The organism is Mycoplasmopsis felifaucium ATCC 43428 (genome assembly GCF_000687775.1).
In the GTDB taxonomy this organism is placed as follows: Bacteria; Bacillota_I; Bacilli_A; order Mycoplasmatales; family Metamycoplasmataceae; genus Mycoplasmopsis; species Mycoplasmopsis felifaucium.
The window spans coordinates 31,156-49,844 of the sequence record NZ_JHXS01000006.1 but is presented as its reverse complement, the minus strand read 5'-3'; the positions used below and the strand labels follow the sequence as shown (position 1 = coordinate 49,844).

Sequence of the window (18,689 nt, the reverse complement as noted above, 5' to 3'; positions counted from 1 at the left end):
ATTATTTAAACCCTTAACACTTTGTTCAAATAAATATCTTCCAAATAAAATAAAAATAAATACAGTAACAATTGGAGAGAAAAATGTCATTATCATTCTTCTTTTATCTGTAAAGAATAATTTAACATTACGCATAAATAATACTTGTAAATTTTTAAACATTCTTGGCCTCCTTTTTTGTTACATTTAAGAAGACATCATCCATAGTACCTTTTTTAATTTCGAAATCTTTTAATAAGTCTTTATATTTTTCAAGGAAATCTGTGGCTTCATTATATTGCTTAAAAACGATTGCATATGCGTTATCATCATAAGAAAAATTTAAATCGTGTTCTAATAATACTTTTTCTAATTCGGCTGTTTTATCGCCATAAACAAAAATAGTTGTGTTACTAAATCTACTCTTCAATTCAGCGGGCGTTCCTTCAGTTAATTTAACACCTTTATCAATAATAATTGCATAATCGCAACTATTAGCTTCTTCCATATAGTGTGTAGTTAAAATAATAGTTAGTTTTCTTTCTGCTCTTATTTTTTTAAGTGTATCCCATACAAGTTTTCTATTATTTGGATCTAATCCAGTTGTCGGCTCATCTAAAAATAAAATTTCCGGTTTATGAATTAAAGCTCTTGCGATATCTACTCTTCTTCTTTGTCCACCGCTTAAAGTTCTGTATTTTTGATTCAAAATATCTGTTAAATCAAAATCATTAACAATTTCATTAACCAATTCAATTGGTTTAATATTTTTAAAAAACTTGTGATATAAAGTTGCTCTAATTAATAAATTGTCTTTGACGCTTAAATTATCATCAAGAATTGATTCTTGGAAGACAACACCAATTTTGTTTCTAACTACTTCAAAATCTTTGGCCGTTTTAATTTCGTTTCCATCAATTGAGATTGTTCCTGTATCTTGATGTAATAACCCTACAATCATACTTAAAGTTGTTGTTTTTCCGGCTCCATTTACACCCAAAAAACCATATAATTCACCTTTGCCAACTTTAAAACTTAAGTTATCCAAAGCTTTCTTTTTACCAAAGGATTTACTTAAATTTTTAACTTCTAATATATAAGTTGAATTCATATTAAAACCTTCTTTAAATAAAATATTTTTTATTATATAACTTTTATTTTGCAAGTTCATGAATTTGAAAATTAAAATATAATTTTAAATATGAAATTAATTAGTGACAACAGACGTGGTTTACACGGTTATAAAATAATTGAAAAACATGAAGCAGGAATCGAATTACTTGGCTGAGAAGTTAAATCTGCAAGAGCAGGAAACGTTAATTTAACAAATTCCTATATTTTCTTTAGAAATGGAGAAATATTTCTATGCAATGCATCTTTTGCAAAATATATGTTGTTACAATGTGAAGAAGATAGAGAACGTAAACTCTTAATGCATAAACGTGAGATCGAACGTTTAAAAAGCAAAAAAGAAAAATTAAGTAGTTCTACTATTTTGCCAACTAAAATTTATTTCAATGATAAATCTAAAATTAAACTTGAAATAGCATTAGTTCAAGGTATGAATAAAGCCGATAAACGTGAAGAAATTAAACGCAAAGATAATGAAATGTACATCAAAAAAGTACAAAGCAGATATATATAAAAAATCCCTATACGGGATTTTATTTGAATGAAACTAGTGGTTTAAACACTTTAGATTGAGTTTCACCTGTATGAATAAAGTCATTTAGTATTCTAGTAATTTCCATGCCAATTTGTGGGTAGTCTATAAAAATTTTGCATTTATATTTAGATTGATAATCATAAATAGAAACATAACTAATATCCGTTAATCTTAAATTTTTATCTGCAGAAGAAACTAAATTTATGAAAACCTCATGAGTAGAAGCAACTACATTAACTATGTTTTCTTTATTTAGGTAGTTAAGGAATTCTTTGAATTTCTTAACATTTTTATTTTCCAAAATTGCTATTTCATAGTTTAATCCGAGTTCTCTAGCAGCTTTTTCAAACCCTTTTTTTCTCATTTCTTGTTGATGTTCATCAAGTTTATTATCTATAGGTAAGATAATTTTTTGACCATCTTCAATATATTCAGCGAATTTTTTTGTAATTGAATAAAAAGAATTTTCATAGTCAATTGAAACACAGTTAAAGTCTGAATTTTGCTCGTTATAAATAAGTGTTGCACAATCTGATACATTTTCTTTTATGTAAGCTAAAATCTTCTCTCTATCATTAGTTGGCAAGAAAAAAACAATTGAGCGTGGCCTTCAAGAAATTACATATTTAACTGTTTCAATGTAGTTTTCGTAAGTTGGCTCAGTAAAAGTAACAATAACTCTTTCGTTATATTTTTTAGCACCTTGTTGAATACCATTCATAACTTGTGTACATGAATTATCATATCATTCAGGAACAATTACAAAAATTGAATTATCATGCCCTCTGATTAATCTAGCACCATGGTTTGGATAATAATTGTGTTCTTTAACGATTTCTTCAATTTTTTGTTTAGTGTTCTTAGAAACATAACCGCCATTGTAAAAACGACTTACTGTACTAATAGAAACTTTTGCCAGTTTAGAAATATCTTTATAAGAAAAATTTTTCATAATTATTCTTATTATATATAAAAAAAATATTTATGGTAATTTTTCATATTTCAACAAAATAGTATCAATTTTGATAAAAATGTTTGCCAGAATCAATGTTTTTTAATGCTATAATTATATGGCTAATAAAATAGAAACCTTATAACCTGGTCAGGACAGAAATGGAGCAGCCACATTAAGAAGTACTATGTTTATTAGCTTTTTTATTTTCCTTAAAAGGCTATAAAAAAAGTGCTTTCGCACTGGTATTCTCACGAACATATGGAGCAAATGAGGGGAATTGAACCCCCGTATCAAGCATGGCAAGCTTGTGTTCTACCATTGAACTACATTTGCGTTTACATATATAAGTTTATACCAAAATTTGTAAAATGCAAATATTTTGTATATTTTTATTGTTGTTCATTATAAAAGTGAGGTTAAAAATTGAAACTGCCTTTATTTTTATTTTGACAAATCTGAATTTAATTTCTTTAGGTTTCTAGGTTTCTTAAACAATACTCATGCAACAATTCTTTTAATTCTAGAACTCGTATATCTTTTTGATGTACAGGCATCAATAAATTGTTCATATGTTGGCATATTAATATTTTTGCAAATTAAATTTTCCATTCCTTCTGAAATAATTGGAATTAATTTAATAATATCTTTGCCTCATTTTATAACTCTTCTTTGAAATTTTAAATACAAATTACTGATGTTTATAGGTGTTTTAGTGAATTTCATTGGACTATATTGAGAAATATCTTCTCCAGCGTATATCATTTTTCTTAACAATGATGCAGACGCATATTCACCATTTGTTTCATCGCTATGAAAACCTACATTACGTTCAATAGAAAAGATTTCAATGGGTAAATTGTTATTTATAATAGTTTTAACATATTCAAATCCTAATATGTCATTTGGCATATTATAATTTAATCCACTAATTTCTGCTAAAGCAATAGAACAAGCTTTCGGAAAACTAACCTTTTGATTTTTTTGAATTTTTCTAGTTAATTCGTAAAATTCATTTTGCTTATCTCTTAAAATGGTCGCAATTTCAATCATTTTTTTAACATCATTCGTCTCAGAGCCAAAAACAATTTTGTTAATTTTGCCTTTTGTATAAAGCTTCATAACAGCATTAAAAGCAAAAATATGTGCTGCCTGACAAGTTTCATCAAAACTTAATTTCAAAACTTTATCAACACCAAATTCCTTTGCTATTTTCGCTCTTTCTTTAAATGGAGCAACAGCAAACTCACCACGTTGGGTCATTTTTTCCGATAAAACTACTATTATTTTTTCGCCAGGGAAATTTTCCTTAATTCATTTAATTTGCTTAATGTGTCCATTATGAAATGGGTTATATTCAGCCACTATACCTATTGCCATACTTCTCCTTATGTTCAATAATATACTAAAAAATATTAGGAATTTATTGTGATATGAATAAAAAAACAATTTTTTTTATAAAAATAATATTATATGAATTAGTATTCTTTTATTTATAATAATCATATGAAAAAATATGCAATAGTTGTTGACTCATCTTGTGGATTAACTAAAGCACAAGCTGAAAAATTAGGATGATACTACCTGCCTCTATATATTGACATTGATGGAACTAATTACGCTGACGGAGTTGAAATTGACTCATCAAATATTTTTGATAAATTTACTTTAAAATCAAACGTAAAAACATCTATGTTCAATTTAAGCTATGCTGAAGAATTATTTACTAAACTTTCAGCAGAATACGAAGAAATTATTGTTTATCCAATTTCCAAAGCATTGTCAAACAGTTTTAGTGCTTTATCTGTTATGAAAGCAGACTTTCCTAAATTAAAAATAATTGAAAGTGTTGAAATAGCAACATTAATTTTGATTGATTTATTTTGATTCCAAAGTCAAATGGAATTAGACTCAAGCAAAATTAATGAATATATTAATTTTATGGAGCAAGGTAGTTTTAAAAAATCTATTACATTAATACCTAAACATAATAAATATTTGGTTAAAGGCGGAAGATTACACCCCGCTGCAGCTTTGATAGCTAAAATGTTCAATATTGTGCCAATGATTAAATTTGAAAACGGTCAGCTTTTAAAAGAAGGAATTGGCAGAAACTTCTATAAAACAATCTTAAAGAACGCACAGCAAAAAGCAAATGATTTTCGTGTTGATGAAAATCATGTTAAAAAATGTATTATTTTACATTCTGGTTCAACCGATGAAGATTTAGTACAATATAAAAAACAAGTTGAAAAATTGTTTAATGTAGAATCGAATATTTATAGCATTCCCCCAGTAGTTTCAATTCATGTTGGCCCTGAAGCATACGTATTAATTGTTACTTCTTTACCTAAAGAATTATCTGAAGTAGTTGATAAACAAATGAATATTATTTTTGGAAAATAGCACAATGTGCTTTTTTCTTTTTGCACTGTTTTATAGATTTATTTAAAAAAGAAAATAAAAAAATGGCAGGAGTGACAGGACTCGAACCCATAACACACGGGGTTGAAGCCCGTTGTTCTACCATTGAACTACACTCCTACGATTAGGTAAAAGTATTATACCTAATTATTTTAAAACTTTAGCAAAAACTTCTTCAATGTCTTTTACGTATTTAATTTTCATTAAATCTTCATCATTTACAGTCACGCCTAGTTTTTCTTCATAATCAAAAACAATTTCAGCAAGTGATAATGAATCAATTTTAAGTTCTTCAAATGAAGAATCTGTAGTAACATGTACTTTAGTTAATTTTTGAATTTTTGCAATAATTTCATTTATATTCATAATAATGAATTATAAAGTAAAAAAAGCAATATCTAAATTTTAATAACAGCAAACCTGTCTTTACCGCAGACATCTTTGAAAATAAAACAATTGTTTATTTGTCTTCACTTTTCTATATGTTTAGGATTAATTTCAAATATTAAAAGTCCATTTTCATTCAAATATTTAGGTGCTTCATTCAAAATTTTTTCATAAAAATATCAACCATTTTCAGGGGCGTAAATTGCGTGCTGAGGCTCGTGTTTTAAACTATCACTACTTGCATCAATATCATTAAACGAAACATAAGGTGGATTCGATACTATTAAATCAAATTTTTCAAAAACTCTATCAAATAGATCGCTATGTAAAATTTTTATATCTTTGTTATCCTTAAAATTGATTAATACATTTTCTTTAGTTTGTTCGATTGCTTCAGGATCAATATCGCTCATAGTTAGTTGTATATCTGGAAAATTCTTTTTTAATCCAATTCCTATAAATCCTGAACCACAGCATAAATCTAAAACTTTCATCCCTGTTTTTAAGTAATTTTGGACAATTAAATATATTAATTCCTCAGTCTCATAGCGTGGAATTAATACTTTATGGTTCAAGTTTATATGCACATTAGCATATTCAATATAACCCATAATATATTGCACTGGTCAATTATTATTAAGCATTTCTTGTTCTTCTTCAGATACTATTTCTGGTAATCCATATCTTCTTTTTTCAAGTATTAAATCTTCTTTTGTTGGCATATTATTCCTAATAATAAAAAACTTCAAACGAGTTGAAGTATATATTAAAAACCACCATCTTTAATTTTTTGGTTTTGTTCTTCAGTTAATAAAGCATCAATTAACGAAGTTAGCTTACCTTCCATAATTGGTTTTAAACTTGTTGAAAAACCAATTCTGTGGTCTGTAACCCTATCTTGTGGATAGTTGTATGTTCTAATTTTTTCACTTCTATCACCGTGGCCAGCAAGTTTTCTATATCCTGATTCTTCTTCTTGTTTCTTTTGAAGTTCAAGGTCATATAATTTTGATTTAAGCACCATTAGAGCCGTTTCACGGTTAGCAATTTGGCTTCTTTCATCCTGAGATGTAACAACAATACCAGTAGGTAGGTGAGTAATTCTAACAGCTGAATCAGTTGTATTAACCGATTGACCGCCTGCACCACTTGAACGGTAAACATCAACTTTAATGTCTTGAGGTTTGACTTCAATTTCAATAGAATCATCAATCTCTGGCATGACTGTTACGGTTGCAGTTGATGTATGAATTCTACCTTGCGATTCTGTAACGGGCACTCTTTGAACTCTATGCACACCTGATTCAAACTTAAATTTAGAATATGCTTTATCGCCTTTAATAGAAAACACAATTTGCGAATATCCACCATTTGAAGCAGAGCTGGTTGATAAAACCTTTAGTTTAAAATCTAATTCTTCTGCAAATTTTGAATACATTTTAAATAGATCACCAGCAAAAATGTTAGCCTCATCGCCACCAGCAGCACCTCTAATTTCAACAATAACATTTTTGTCATCGTTTTCATCCTTAGGTAAAATTAAAATTTTAAGCTCTTCCTCAAGTTTGCTTAGCTGATCCAAATTTGAATCGATAATGCTTTTAGCTAATTCAACTTCATCCTGGTTTTTAGATTCAAGCATCTCTTTAGCCATTTCGTAATCATTTAAAAGATTTTCATAAATTTTAAACGCTTCGGCGATGTCTTTTATTTTATTCACTTCTTTACTTATTCTTGTGTATTCTTTAATATCATTGATAACTTCAGGATCATCAAGTTTTTTCATTAAAGATAAATAACTTTCTTTTATCTCAGTTAGAGATTTAAACATACTTTTTTCCATATTTTTAAATTATAAATTATAAATATAAATCCTAAGCCATTTTATTGGCGACTTGGATAGAAAAGATCAAGAGTTATAACTCCTGATCTTCATCATCTTCTCCAAAATAACTTTTTCAACGATATGTTGGTCTTATATTTGCCCTAAAATTTTCTGCAATAGCTTTATCTTTTTTAGCTATTCCAATGTAATAATTTATAACTTGGTTATTGAAGAAATATTCATCATTAGAATATTTACCCATAACTTCAGTAGCTGCTTCTCATACCATTTCTTTCAGATCTTTTGAATATTCATAAAGATAAGCGTTACTTTTAAATTCATCACCATCAACGATGCTTGCACCATTGTGCGGATAGGCTTTAACATCTAAATCAAGGTCAATGAATTTAAGAGTATTATCCTCAAAAATTGGAGGCGAAGCGATATTAACATAAATATAATTCTGCACCGGTTTCAAAAGTATTAAAGCGTTGTACATACCTTGTTTTGGCATAAATCATAGCACATAATCTTTATAAATTCAATTGTGCTTAAATTTTTCTGAAACCTTTGTTTTATGCATACATAAGACAAAATGTTTGTCTGTATTTCTTAATACTTTTACACCATTTCACTGTCTGTATAACATACCATTAAATTTGTAAGCTTGAACATTAATTATAGAACCTGGTAAAGGTAAATTCTGGGGATTTTTCATTAGTAGAAACCTCCCTTCATATATACTTTATTTCCTATTAATTTAAGTTGTTTTGTTTCAAAGTTGTAATCTTGGAAATATGAATAATCACTGCTTATTAAGTATCTATTGTTAGGTACATCCTTGTTAGTGAAATCGGCTCATATTTCGTCTGAATCAATTGAATTATTCGCATTTAAGTCGCCCTTATAGAAGTATATAGGCGAATTAAAATCAACATTATCAGTATTAAAGAATGGTGTATAGTAAGCAAAATAATTTTCATTGTACTCTGAAGCATCAAGTTTATTAGGTGTTAGTGTTCTAAAACCATCTAAATAATCATCTTTTGCATTATAGTTAAAATAGTTTAAATAATTTAGTGGTAATTTAACAACCTGTGATTGTTTGTTTTTATAAACTAAATATTTAAAATCGCTACTTGGTAAGTATCCAGTAATTTGGTATTCATTTAAGTATTTAGAAATAACCTTATTTTCACTGTTTAAGGCTATTTTAGACTTCATTTGGGCAAATGGCTTCCCATAAAACATTGTGTCAAGAAAACCTTTATAAAATTCTCTATGTTTATCCTGAAATTCGGCAACTCGATAATATTGACTATTTACAATATACTCGTATTTTAGCCCTCAAACTGAATTTGGATATGAATAACTATTGGCATTTTGATTCAAATTATAAATAGTATCAGTTTTTCCATTATATTTATTTACTACTGACGAGTTTAAAGAGCCATTTTCAACTGTTCGTGTTCAGTCAGCCGCATACGATGAAAATGTAGTGTATGAATAGCCATTATTTAAGTCAGTAATTATTGATCCATAGTAGTTTTGGCTAATTTCAAAACCTTGGTCTGTTTTATCTTTATATGGTAAATTACCCTTGTAACTTAAATTTTCAGCATACTTAGAATTAATAGTTTTATCAGTAATACCTTGCACGTAATAAGGCACATATGTATATTTTTGTCATTCTCTAGGCACAAGCTCATCAATAGAATAATAGTAAGTAAGCTGGTCTAATTTATAATCGTAGTGAACATTTGTATACAACTGTCATTGTTTTTGGGCTTTAAAAGATACTTCATCATTAGAATTAGTAACTCTTTTTGCGTATTCTAATAAAGCTTGTCTTTGCATTTTGTCTTTATTATTTGACAATTCAAAAATATCATTAAGTGTTAACACCCTTGTTATAGAATTATTGGGAACATTGGTGATATTTCTTAGATTATCAAATCCATAATTTAGGTTATTAAGATAGTTGTTTATAAAACCAGTATTTCATTGTGAATATCTACCATCATTTTCATTAGTACTATAAACAAAATTAGTAGTATTTGGATCATTAGGATCTAACGATCCATAAGAAGCATACGAGGTTGCTCAGTGATGTTGATATTCATGGAATAATACTTCAATTAAATGTCTAACTTTTGGAACTAATTTAAAACCTTTTTCAGCTATAAAAGAGCCGTTTAAGTAAATTTCATTATATTGTGGCAAATACAATCCATTAGCTTTATCATTTATTACATTAAAGTTGTTTACATTTATGCTTTTAAGGCTAGAAATCTCTGGACCAAAAGTCACTTTTTCATAAAATTGATTAGCTAAGTATGCAAGTCCTTCAAAACCAAGAAAAAATCTAGGTTCTTCTTGGTAAGTTCCATAACTATAATCTTTAAAAATTAAACCATTGATAGGATCCTTATATTCAATTACTGAAACATCACCTTTTTTATATTGTTTGTATAATTTTTCGGCTGTTCAATCCACTTTTGAATATTTTGATAAAAATTTATCTCTAGAATTAAAGTATTCCGGATCAATCTCCTTTTGTTCAGGTATCTTTTGAATTTCTATTTTATCCGTGTTATTTGCTTGTTTTTCTGGATATATTCATTCTGATTTAAATAATTGATAAGCAAAATATGCTCCTACGCCTAGAAGTATAAAAATAAAAATAAGTGGGATAACAATCGCAATTGTTAAATATTTTGATCTTTTGTTCGACCCACCCTTATTAGTATCTTTGTGTGGTGTCATATGTGTCCTTTGTAACTTAATAAATTAAGTATTAATATTATATAAAAGTATGTGCATAATTGCAGAAAATGGAAAAAATGGCATATTACTTAAATTATTAATTTAAAAACCCGCAGAACATCATAAAGAGAATATTTATTAAATATAATTATTTTATGCAACTTAAAGATAATCAAATTAAAGCTAATAGAGTAAAGAAATATATTTGTGTTTTATCATTTGAGTTGATTAATATCATACTTTTTATTTGTTTTTCAATCTGATTTGCTGTTTCAGCATTCAAAGCACAAATAAATTGAAGACATATTTCAACAATTATGTTATTTACTTCTATTGCTATTTATATTTTCGTGGTATTACCAATAAGAATTACATTTTTAATGAAAATAAGGAACCAATGTCAAATTTTAGAGTTTAAACAACAAACCTTCGTTGGAAAATATTTAGTTTCGTTAGCAATTTATAATGCGACTAAATATTTAAAATTTTTAAAAACTATCGATTCTAAAGGCTTAACCGAGGAAACTTATTTAAAAATACTCAAAGAAGATGAAGAAAGAAAACTACAAGCCGAAGTAGAAAAAAGAAAACTTGAAGAGCAACAAGTGAAAAAGGAAGAAAAATAAGCCCTTTTACTAAGATATTACTTTTAAAAATAAAACTATTCTACTTTATAATTTAATAAGTAGGTTAATCCTACTCAAAAAGGAGATTTATGTATAAATACAAAGCTAAATTAATTTCAACACAAGATATTATTGCGGAAGCTAACACATTAGATGACCTTGATGGTTTAATTCTTGGCTACCGTCGTAAACAAAAACTTGGAGAACACACTAGTGGTAATGAAAAAATTGAAGTTATTCATGTCGAAAGAAATTCATTAGGCGGTAAACATAAATCAAAAGAAGTTGTATTAAAAATAGTTTAATAATCTTCACTCAAAAGGGTATACGCCCTTTTGTTTTATTTTGTTAAAATTCTATTATGAGATTACGTAATGATAATAAAGCAAACGAAAAACTAGAATTATCTAATTTGCTTATAAAACAGGGAAATACAAAAGTTAAACTTAATGAAACAGACGTTATTGAAATTGGTATGGGCAAAGGAGAAATGATTACTAAACTTGCTAATATAAATCCCGAAATTCACTACTATGGCTTAGAAAAATATGCAACCGTGGCAGCCAAAGCAGCAAAAAGAGCAATTAATTTGGAACTTAAAAATTTCAATATCCTTCTTGAGGATGCTACAAATATTAATGAATTATTTGAAGGCCAATGCAATACTATTTGATTAACCTTTAGCGATCCATGACCAAAAGCTAAACACGAGAAGAGAAGACTTACATTTAAAACATTCCTTGAAAAATATCAAAATATTTTAACAGAAGGTGGACTATTAAAATTCAAAAGTGACAATGATAAGCTGTATGCTTTTACTTTAGAAAGTTTAAACGAAAATGGCTGAAAAATAGTTGATTTCGGCACAGACTTACATAAATCTATTTATAATGCAGACAATCAAACAACAGGATATGAAGAAAAATGAAGCTCCCTAGGTAAAAATATTAATTTTATTTGAGCTAAAAAACCAGAAAATAAATAATTACTTATGGAAAATAATAAAGAAATTAAAAAACCCAGTTTCTGAAGAGTGTTAGGTTTTATCATCCTAGTTTCATTTGTTGGCTTTGGTGGAGGAAATGCCTTAATGCCTATTTTAAAGCGTTATAGTGTTGATAAATATAAATGATTAACTCAAGAAGAATTTGATGAAAATGTATTAATAACTAATATGCTACCTGGGCCGAGTGTTATTGAAGCTCTCAGCTATATTTCATTCAAAACTTTAGATTTTTGAAAAGGCACAACAGTTGTTATTTTTGGAACATTACCGCACATAATTGTTGCATTTTTACTATTTTATTTCACAAAATATATACCAACAAATTATCTTTATGTAATAGAAGTCGCAGTACTTTCTACTATTGTTGGGACATTAATAATTTTTGTATGAAACTACTATAAAAAAGGCTCAAAGAAAATTCATATATCACTTTGAATTATTTTATTTTTAGCTACGTTCTTATTTACTTTATTTATTCCTAACCCATACAATATGCCAATAGGTATTATGATTATAGTTATTTTAATATTTACAAGTATATACATTGCTAGAAAAAGAAATACTGATAAAATAAAAATTACTTCTTCAAAAAAGGAGGATAAATAATGTCATTCCTTTTAGTTTTAACAACACTAACAATAATTATTATAATTAGCCTTTCTGTTTTTGGGGGCGGACAAATTTTTATGCCTATATTTCAGTGGTTTTGGTCATTGCTAAATAAACTATTTAATACAAATATAAGCTTTGACACAATGGCTAACTTATTCACTATCAGTAACTCAACACCAGGTGTATTTTCAACCAAATTAGCCTTTGCTACAGGCTACTTAGCATCAAATGGACATTGATTTGGATTTATATTTTCATTTTTAACGTATCTCGCCTTCATTTTAGTTCCAATTTTAATAATGTATGGAGCAATGAAATTGATCACTAAGAAGCAAACTACAAAATATTTTAGTTCCTTAATGAACATTATGAACCCTGTAATTGCTGGTATTATCGGGGCTCTTGTAATTCAATTATTAGTTGGTTTATTATTCCCTCAACTTATTTTTAATTTTTCAGCAACTCAATATATTTTTGATAGGTCAAATAGCCCAAAAGGGTTGTTTTATGACAATTCACGTAAAATTGCTTTATTTATTTATGTTCCACTCACTGTCGGTTTTTCGGCTATTCTATACAAATTAAGATGCTCAATAATAATGATTATTCTCATAAATATTGCAGTGGCTATGGTTGTTTTTCACCCCTGAACTTAAAGAATATTATGAAATAATATTATTTTCAATTGATATATAATTTTAACTATGTTAAAACTTGAAGTTAAATACAAAGAAAGAATCGATAAATATATCAGCGATAATTCAGACATATCAAGAAATGATGCTAAATCATTAATTGAACAAGAAGCAGTTTATGTTAATGATGAAACATATGTCCGTAAACCTAATTACATCGTCAGAGAAGGTATGACAATCACAATTATGAAGCTTCTTGAAAAAGAAACTGATATCCAACCTGTAAATATCCCACTTGATATCAAATACGAAGATGACGATTTAATTATCATTAATAAACAAAGTGATTTAGTTGTTCACCCTGCACCAGGTCATATGAATGACACGCTTGTTAATGGCTTGCTTTATCACTTTCAAACTCTTTCAAATAACAATGGATTACTAAGACCAGGAATCGTTCATAGAATTGACAAAGACACAAGTGGATTGCTTATAATCGCCAAAAACAATGAAACGCATAATAAACTTGCCGAAATGCTGAAAAATCACGAAATTCATCGTTCATATGTCGCTATTTGCGAAGGCATAATGGAAAATAAAATTACCAAAATTAATCTTCCAATTCAAAGAAGTTTTATTGATAGAAAAATGATGAATATTCATAAAGATGGCAAAGAATCAATTACATATGTTTATTTACTCAAAACATTCTATATGGATAATAAACCTTATTCGCTCGTTAGATGCGAACTTGAAACAGGTAGAACTCACCAAATTAGGGTACACTTGGCATATATTAAACATCCTGTATATGGAGATCCTGTGTATGGTAAAGAAGTTGATAAATTTAACCAAAGGCTGCACGCTTATAAATTAGAATTTAAACACCCTAATAATGGTAAAGATATAAAAGTGTTTGCTTCAGTTCCTTCTGAGTTTACCGTTGCTGAATTTGATTTCAACGAATTAATGCAATAATATTTATAATTTAATTAAATAAGGAGGTTGTATGTTTAATGTTGATTATAGAACAGAAACGACAATTGAAGGATTAAACAGTCATTACAAAAAAACATTTAAACCAATATTTATAACATGACTTGTGTCATTGATGATACTAGCGATTGTTATGTTAGCTTTAACTATTTATGTTGTAATTGATTACAGTCGTGTGTATGTAAGTGCAATAGATTTTAATAATAGTAGAGGACTCAATGGTTTTGATGAATTAATGAAGCAAAAATTGATATTTTCAATCACTAAGTATGCATCACTAACTGTATTACTTTCTCTGATGTTTTCATTTTCGCTATCAGCAATTCTTAAAGGTAAAAAAGCTAAAGATTTTTCTCAACTACCTGTTTGACCATCATTCGTAATGTTTGCATTAGCTTTATTTTCATTATTTAGTATTGAATGAGAAGTTTTTAAAGGTGTCTTTAGAGGATATCCTGTTGAAATTCAACAATTTTTATTAATTGTATCAATTAGCCAAATAATTTTTTCAATATTATGCTGAATAATAGTAATTTTGGTGGCATTCAAGATGACTGGAATAAGAAACGCATATATTAATGTATATAGATATATTGAATCTCAAAAATTCTTAAAAGAAAACCCAGGTATTCAAGAATTTATGAACTCTTTAATGAAATCTGTAAATCCAGATTATACGCCCGAGGAACAAGTTGTAGCCGCTGAAGAAAATATTGAAGCAGAAGGCGAAAAACAAATTCTTATCAGAGAAAAACACTTTAAAAAATTAATGGATATGCCTAATGAAAAACTTTTTGAAATAGCACAAACTCTTTACATTAGTGGTTATAGCACAATGGAAAAAGAAAAACTTGTAAATTTAATTTTAGATATCTTTGAAAAAGAAAAAGCTAAAAAAACTGCAGAAGTTGCTGAAAAAGCAGATAAAAATGAAGAAAAAATCATCAATGAAATTAACAATAAAGATGAAATTGTTGATTTTACAAATGAAGATAATAAAAAAGAAAATAAATAGCACAATCCCTATAAAATAGGGATTTTTGTTATTTAGGAGAAAAAATGTTGGAATACGAAAAAATATATTGTAAAGATTACAAACTAATAGCAGGGTGCGATGAAGCAGGAAGAGGATGTTGTGCTGGCCCGCTTGTTGTCGCAAGTGTAATAATGGATCCAAATTATAAAAATGATGAAATTAATGACTCTAAAAAACTATCAGAATCTAAGAGAAATATGTTATTTGAAGAGATTAAAAAGAACGCTCTAGGTTTTTCTATTGCTATTTTAGACAATAAAAAGGTTGACGATATAAATCCAAAACAAGCTTCAAAATTTGGGATGTATACATGTATTAAACAACTGCCATTAAAACCGGATTTAATAATAACTGACTATGAAAAAATTGAAGGTATAGATATACCACAAATAAATTTAGTAAAGGGTGATAGTTTAAGTTTTAACGTCGCATGTGCATCAATTCTGGCGAAAGTAACAAGAGACCGAAAAATGCTTGAATACGATAAAATCTATCCTAAATATGGCTTTAAAAAACATAAAGGATATTGCACAAAAGATCATACTGCTGCTTTATTAAAATACGGAATAAGCCCTATTCATAGACTTTCATATAAAAATGTAAAAATTGCTTTGGATTTACAAAATAATAATAATAATGTAGAACAATTTAAGGAGGATTAGATGAATGATTATTTAAAGGATTCAATTAATTGAGAAACTTATAACCCTATTGAAGATTACGAAAAAATGTATAAAGTTTCTATTAATGAAAATACAGAAAAATTTTTTGATAAGCTTATTGAAAAAGTAAAAGTAGACAGAGAACTTAATAAAGAAATCTGCAAAAAAGTTAAAAAATTAGAATCAGATCTAAAAACTAACAAGACTTCAAAAAATGGACATATGGCTGGGATGATGATTTTTATTGTTCTTGGTGTATTGTTGTGTTTGATTGGAATTTTTAATATATCAAATCTAACAATTATTATTCCATTTGTTGTTTTAGGTATTGTGTCTATCGTATTATCACTTGGTTGTTTTCTTTACTTCTTTTTAAAATACAAAAAGATAGTAAATACTTTAGAATCAAAACTTTCTAAAGAAAAAGAAAAGGGAAGAATGCAACTTCAACCATTAACAATGGAAATGAAGCACGGAATTAGGGAACATATTATTGAACAAAGCGTCCCAATTATTAAATTTAATAAATATCTTTCAAGCGAAAAATTTGCCGAATTCGTTAGTAAAAATGAAGATATTCTAAATATAACAGATAACATTGAAACTTCGCATATTCAACTTCAAAGTGGTAAATTAATGCATTATCCGTTTTATATTGGAAGAACATTAAATCATGAAATGGGTACAAAAATTTACACTGGTACGCTCCCCGTTACATATACAACATGAACAACTGATTCACAAGGTAATTCACGAAGAGTTACACATACACAAATATTAACCGCATCAATTGAAAAACCTTGTCCATATTACAGTAAAAAAACATATATAGCTTATGTAAATGATGCTGCACCAAAATTATCTTTCACACGTACATATGATCACGTTGAAAAATTAAATCCGAAAAAATTAGAAAAATTCATAAAAAATAAGAAAAAAGAATTCGCCAAATTAACCGAACAAGCAACTAAAGAAGGTAAAAATTTCACTTCACTTGGTAACGATAAATTTGAAGCGTTATGAAACTGCACTAATAGAGACAATGAAGTTGAGTATAGATTAATGTTTACACCATTAGCACAACAAAAATTAACAGAAATCTTACTTGATAACAAAATTGGTTTTGGTGACAACTTTGAATTTAAAAAGTTTAAAAAGTTAAATATTATTAAATCAGATGAATTAAATCAAATTGATTTTAGGTATGATAAATCGTTATATGAGCATTTTTATAATTTAGAAGATTTTAAAAATACTTTCTTAAATAATAATGTTTTATTCTTCAAAATATTCTTTTTATCAATGCTTCCAATAATGAGTATTCCATTATACTTAAATCAAATTCCCGAGGATGTTATTTGACAAAAGCATCAAACGGATCCGATCCTTTCTCAACCCGAGCAAGAAACACTTATAAATCAAATTGGTACTAATTCAAATATTTTGCCAGATATTATTGGTACACCCGCTATTTTTAAGACTTGGCATCTTAAAACAGAAGATAATATTGATAAACTTGGTGTTTTATCTTGAGGTTATAAAATTACACCTCAAATTGATTATGTTAGAATGCAAGCAAATGACGGTGTTTGATACAATGTCCCAGTGAAATGAGATAAATATGATGTTGTATCAAAGACAGCTCTAGTAAACGTTGGTACTTATGACAAATACGAATACGAAAATGAATACATCGATTGCATTAAAGAGAGAATTTCAGGTAGGAGTTTTGTCTTTGATAAGAAATCTACATTAATGGATGTTGAAGCAGTTGATGTATTAAAAGATCCATGAGACGTAATAAATCGATATGATTTAAGCAGAACATATGATAAAAAGTAAATTAATTTATAAAATGTATAAAATTATAGTAATCAATAACGTTTTTAATAAAACGTAAAAATTAAGGAGATAAAATGGCTAACGAATTAGACGAATTAAATGGAACAGTAAATGCATCAGGAAATGATGTTAATGTAATACAAAAACAAATACCAGTTAAAGTTGGTGGCGGGTCAATATTTTTTGAAGTAATTCTTTGAATATTATGTATTATTCCTGGTTTAGTATTTTTACTAATGAAAATCAGCGCAAGAAACTATCTACGTCAATTACAACAAAAATTACAACATAACGCTTCACAAATTGATAACTTTTTAGAACAAAGAGTACAAATTTTACAAAATGCTGCTGCTTTAGTTTCTAAATCAGTTGAACTTGATAAGGATGTTATGAAATCGGTCGCAGCTTTAAGAAGTGGAATTAACCCTTCTGCAAGCGGCGATCAACAAAGAGTTGAATATGCTGCTCAAGTTGATAATGCTGCTACATCATTGTTTGGTTCAATTAAAGTTCAAATGGAAAAATATCCTGACTTACAATCACACAATGCAATTAGACAAGCAATGCAAGATAATTCATACTTGCAAAGAGAAATTACCGCCGCAAGAGAAATTTACAATGACACTGTTTTACAATGAAATACAGAAATTTTTAGATGACCAACAAAACAAATTGTAGCTGCTAGAGCTGGTTATACAACAAGAATTCCTTTCTCTGTAAGTGCAGAAGTAAAAGCACAAGCAAGAAGTGTATTCTTCAATTAAAACACGAAGCCTTAATTGGCTTTTTTGTTTATTCTTATGTGTTAAAATAATAATATTATGTTTAGACAATCATGTAAAGACGCCTGAAACGTTGTAAAACGTGGCAATATGTTTATGCTTGCAATTGGACTTTTATTAGGTTCATCATTTAATGCGGTTGTTAGTTCATTTGCGAACGATATAATTATGGGTGCTATTTCAAAAGCTTTTCACGTGCAAGATGTGGCTGCTTTGAAAATTGCTGGTATCTCAGTAGGCAAATTCTTTGCTGCCTTAATTTCCTTCTTTATAGTTATGATGGTAATTTTTATTAGTTTAATTGTTGTATTTACAATTAAAAATTCGCTTGAACAAAGAAGACTTAAGAAAAATCCACCCGTTGAAATTACTGTTGCACCATCAACTGATCAATTAATGTTAAATGAACTTAAAAAAATAAATGAAAGATTAGCACGTTTAGAACAACAAAACACTCCTAATGACTAATGAACAGTAGCCAATGGCTGCTTTT

At 27.9% G+C, this 18,689-nt stretch carries 21 protein-coding genes, 2 tRNA genes and 1 other RNA gene; 14 read left to right on the top strand and 10 right to left on the bottom strand.

All coding sequences use genetic code 4. The annotated features are described in order from the left end of the window. Positions 1–154 precede the first annotated feature (154 nt). Positions 155–1,090: an ABC transporter ATP-binding protein gene (locus tag T390_RS0101610; protein ID WP_027334779.1), complete on the bottom strand. Its 936-nt coding sequence runs from the start codon at positions 1,088–1,090 to the stop codon at positions 155–157. 90 nt (positions 1,091–1,180) lie between these two features. On the opposite strand from T390_RS0101610, the gene smpB reads away from it, so the two are divergent. After that, positions 1,181–1,624 (top strand): SsrA-binding protein, encoded by a 444-nt coding sequence (smpB, locus tag T390_RS0101605; protein ID WP_027334778.1) that lies wholly within the window; start codon positions 1,181–1,183, stop codon positions 1,622–1,624. Positions 1,625–1,643: 19 nt separating this feature from the next. Here the strand turns inward: smpB and T390_RS0101600 are convergent, their stop codons facing one another. After that, positions 1,644–2,597, bottom strand: a complete 954-nt coding sequence (locus T390_RS0101600) for a LacI family DNA-binding transcriptional regulator (protein ID WP_027334777.1) — start codon at positions 2,595–2,597, stop codon at positions 1,644–1,646. Between the two features lie 115 nt (positions 2,598–2,712). On the opposite strand from T390_RS0101600, the gene ffs reads away from it, so the two are divergent. Further along, positions 2,713–2,805: signal recognition particle sRNA small type (gene ffs, locus T390_RS04025), an RNA gene on the top strand. 54 nt (positions 2,806–2,859) lie between these two features. On the opposite strand, the gene T390_RS0101595 is transcribed toward ffs, so the two are convergent. Together T390_RS0101595 and T390_RS0101590 are read right to left on the bottom strand one after the other, a co-directional pair. Beyond that, positions 2,860–2,933: transfer RNA gene (locus T390_RS0101595), tRNA-Gly, on the bottom strand. Positions 2,934–3,041: 108 nt separating this feature from the next. After that, on the bottom strand, positions 3,042–3,977 hold the full coding sequence (locus tag T390_RS0101590; protein WP_027334776.1) for a nucleotidyltransferase: 936 nt from the start codon (positions 3,975–3,977) through the stop codon (positions 3,042–3,044). Positions 3,978–4,103: 126 nt separating this feature from the next. Between T390_RS0101590 and T390_RS0101585 the strand changes: the two genes are divergently transcribed. Then, a complete protein-coding gene (locus T390_RS0101585; protein ID WP_027334775.1) occupies positions 4,104–5,003 on the top strand; it encodes a DegV family protein in 900 nt (299 codons plus the stop codon). A gap of 63 nt (positions 5,004–5,066) precedes the next feature. Here the strand turns inward: T390_RS0101585 and T390_RS0101575 are convergent. The 6 genes from T390_RS0101575 to T390_RS0101550 all read right to left on the bottom strand — a co-directional run bounded on the left by T390_RS0101575 (position 5,067) and on the right by T390_RS0101550 (position 9,999). Further along, a tRNA-Trp gene (locus tag T390_RS0101575) sits at positions 5,067–5,141 on the bottom strand. A 27-nt stretch (positions 5,142–5,168) separates the two neighbouring features. Then, positions 5,169–5,387, bottom strand: a complete 219-nt coding sequence (locus tag T390_RS0101570) for an acyl carrier protein (RefSeq protein WP_027334774.1) — start codon at positions 5,385–5,387, stop codon at positions 5,169–5,171. A 32-nt stretch (positions 5,388–5,419) separates the two neighbouring features. Continuing rightward, positions 5,420–6,130, bottom strand: a complete 711-nt coding sequence (gene prmC / locus T390_RS0101565; protein ID WP_027334773.1) for a peptide chain release factor N(5)-glutamine methyltransferase — start codon at positions 6,128–6,130, stop codon at positions 5,420–5,422. 44 nt (positions 6,131–6,174) lie between these two features. Further along, positions 6,175–7,251 (bottom strand): peptide chain release factor 1, encoded by a 1,077-nt coding sequence (gene prfA / locus T390_RS0101560; protein WP_027334772.1) that lies wholly within the window; start codon positions 7,249–7,251, stop codon positions 6,175–6,177. A gap of 73 nt (positions 7,252–7,324) precedes the next feature. Then, complete coding sequence (locus T390_RS03755; RefSeq protein ID WP_051590848.1) at positions 7,325–7,951, bottom strand: DUF402 domain-containing protein; 627 nt, start codon at positions 7,949–7,951, stop codon at positions 7,325–7,327. Continuing rightward, positions 7,951–9,999: an MYPU_1760 family metalloprotease gene (locus tag T390_RS0101550; protein WP_027334771.1), complete on the bottom strand. Its 2,049-nt coding sequence runs from the start codon at positions 9,997–9,999 to the stop codon at positions 7,951–7,953. Before T390_RS0101550 ends, T390_RS03755 begins: the two co-directional genes overlap by 1 nt. A 155-nt stretch (positions 10,000–10,154) precedes the next feature. Between T390_RS0101550 and T390_RS0101545 the strand changes: the two genes are divergently transcribed. The 11 genes from T390_RS0101545 to T390_RS0101495 all read left to right on the top strand — a co-directional run bounded on the left by T390_RS0101545 (position 10,155) and on the right by T390_RS0101495 (position 18,664). Then, a complete protein-coding gene (locus tag T390_RS0101545; protein WP_027334770.1) occupies positions 10,155–10,625 on the top strand; it encodes a hypothetical protein in 471 nt (156 codons plus the stop codon). Positions 10,626–10,714: 89 nt separating this feature from the next. Further along, positions 10,715–10,930, top strand: coding sequence for an MAG6790 family protein (locus T390_RS0101540; RefSeq protein WP_027334769.1), 216 nt, complete (start codon positions 10,715–10,717; stop codon positions 10,928–10,930). Positions 10,931–10,986: 56 nt separating this feature from the next. After that, positions 10,987–11,610, top strand: coding sequence for a tRNA (guanosine(46)-N7)-methyltransferase TrmB (gene trmB / locus T390_RS0101535; protein WP_027334768.1), 624 nt, complete (start codon positions 10,987–10,989; stop codon positions 11,608–11,610). Between the two features lie 6 nt (positions 11,611–11,616). Then, positions 11,617–12,237, top strand: coding sequence for a chromate transporter (locus T390_RS0101530; RefSeq protein ID WP_027334767.1), 621 nt, complete (start codon positions 11,617–11,619; stop codon positions 12,235–12,237). Next, positions 12,237–12,899 carry a chromate transporter gene (locus tag T390_RS0101525; RefSeq protein ID WP_027334766.1) on the top strand — a complete coding sequence of 221 codons (663 nt, stop codon included), beginning with the start codon at positions 12,237–12,239 and terminating at the stop codon, positions 12,897–12,899. The genes T390_RS0101530 and T390_RS0101525 overlap by 1 nt, the downstream gene beginning before the upstream one ends. A 48-nt stretch (positions 12,900–12,947) precedes the next feature. Then, positions 12,948–13,856, top strand: coding sequence for an RluA family pseudouridine synthase (locus tag T390_RS0101520; protein WP_027334765.1), 909 nt, complete (start codon positions 12,948–12,950; stop codon positions 13,854–13,856). 31 nt (positions 13,857–13,887) lie between these two features. Next, positions 13,888–14,889: a hypothetical protein gene (locus T390_RS0101515; protein ID WP_027334764.1), complete on the top strand. Its 1,002-nt coding sequence runs from the start codon at positions 13,888–13,890 to the stop codon at positions 14,887–14,889. Positions 14,890–14,933: 44 nt separating this feature from the next. Continuing rightward, the gene (locus T390_RS03750) at positions 14,934–15,572 is read left to right on the top strand and encodes a ribonuclease HII (RefSeq protein ID WP_051590847.1); all 639 of its coding nucleotides are present in this window, start codon (positions 14,934–14,936) and stop codon (positions 15,570–15,572) included. After that, on the top strand, positions 15,573–17,414 hold the full coding sequence (locus T390_RS0101505; protein ID WP_027334763.1) for an MAG1210 family protein: 1,842 nt from the start codon (positions 15,573–15,575) through the stop codon (positions 17,412–17,414). A 74-nt stretch (positions 17,415–17,488) separates the two neighbouring features. After that, positions 17,489–18,178 (top strand): LemA family protein, encoded by a 690-nt coding sequence (locus T390_RS0101500; RefSeq protein ID WP_027334762.1) that lies wholly within the window; start codon positions 17,489–17,491, stop codon positions 18,176–18,178. Positions 18,179–18,235: 57 nt separating this feature from the next. Next, positions 18,236–18,664, top strand: a complete 429-nt coding sequence (locus T390_RS0101495) for a large conductance mechanosensitive channel protein MscL (protein WP_027334761.1) — start codon at positions 18,236–18,238, stop codon at positions 18,662–18,664. Positions 18,665–18,689: the final 25 nt, after the last annotated feature.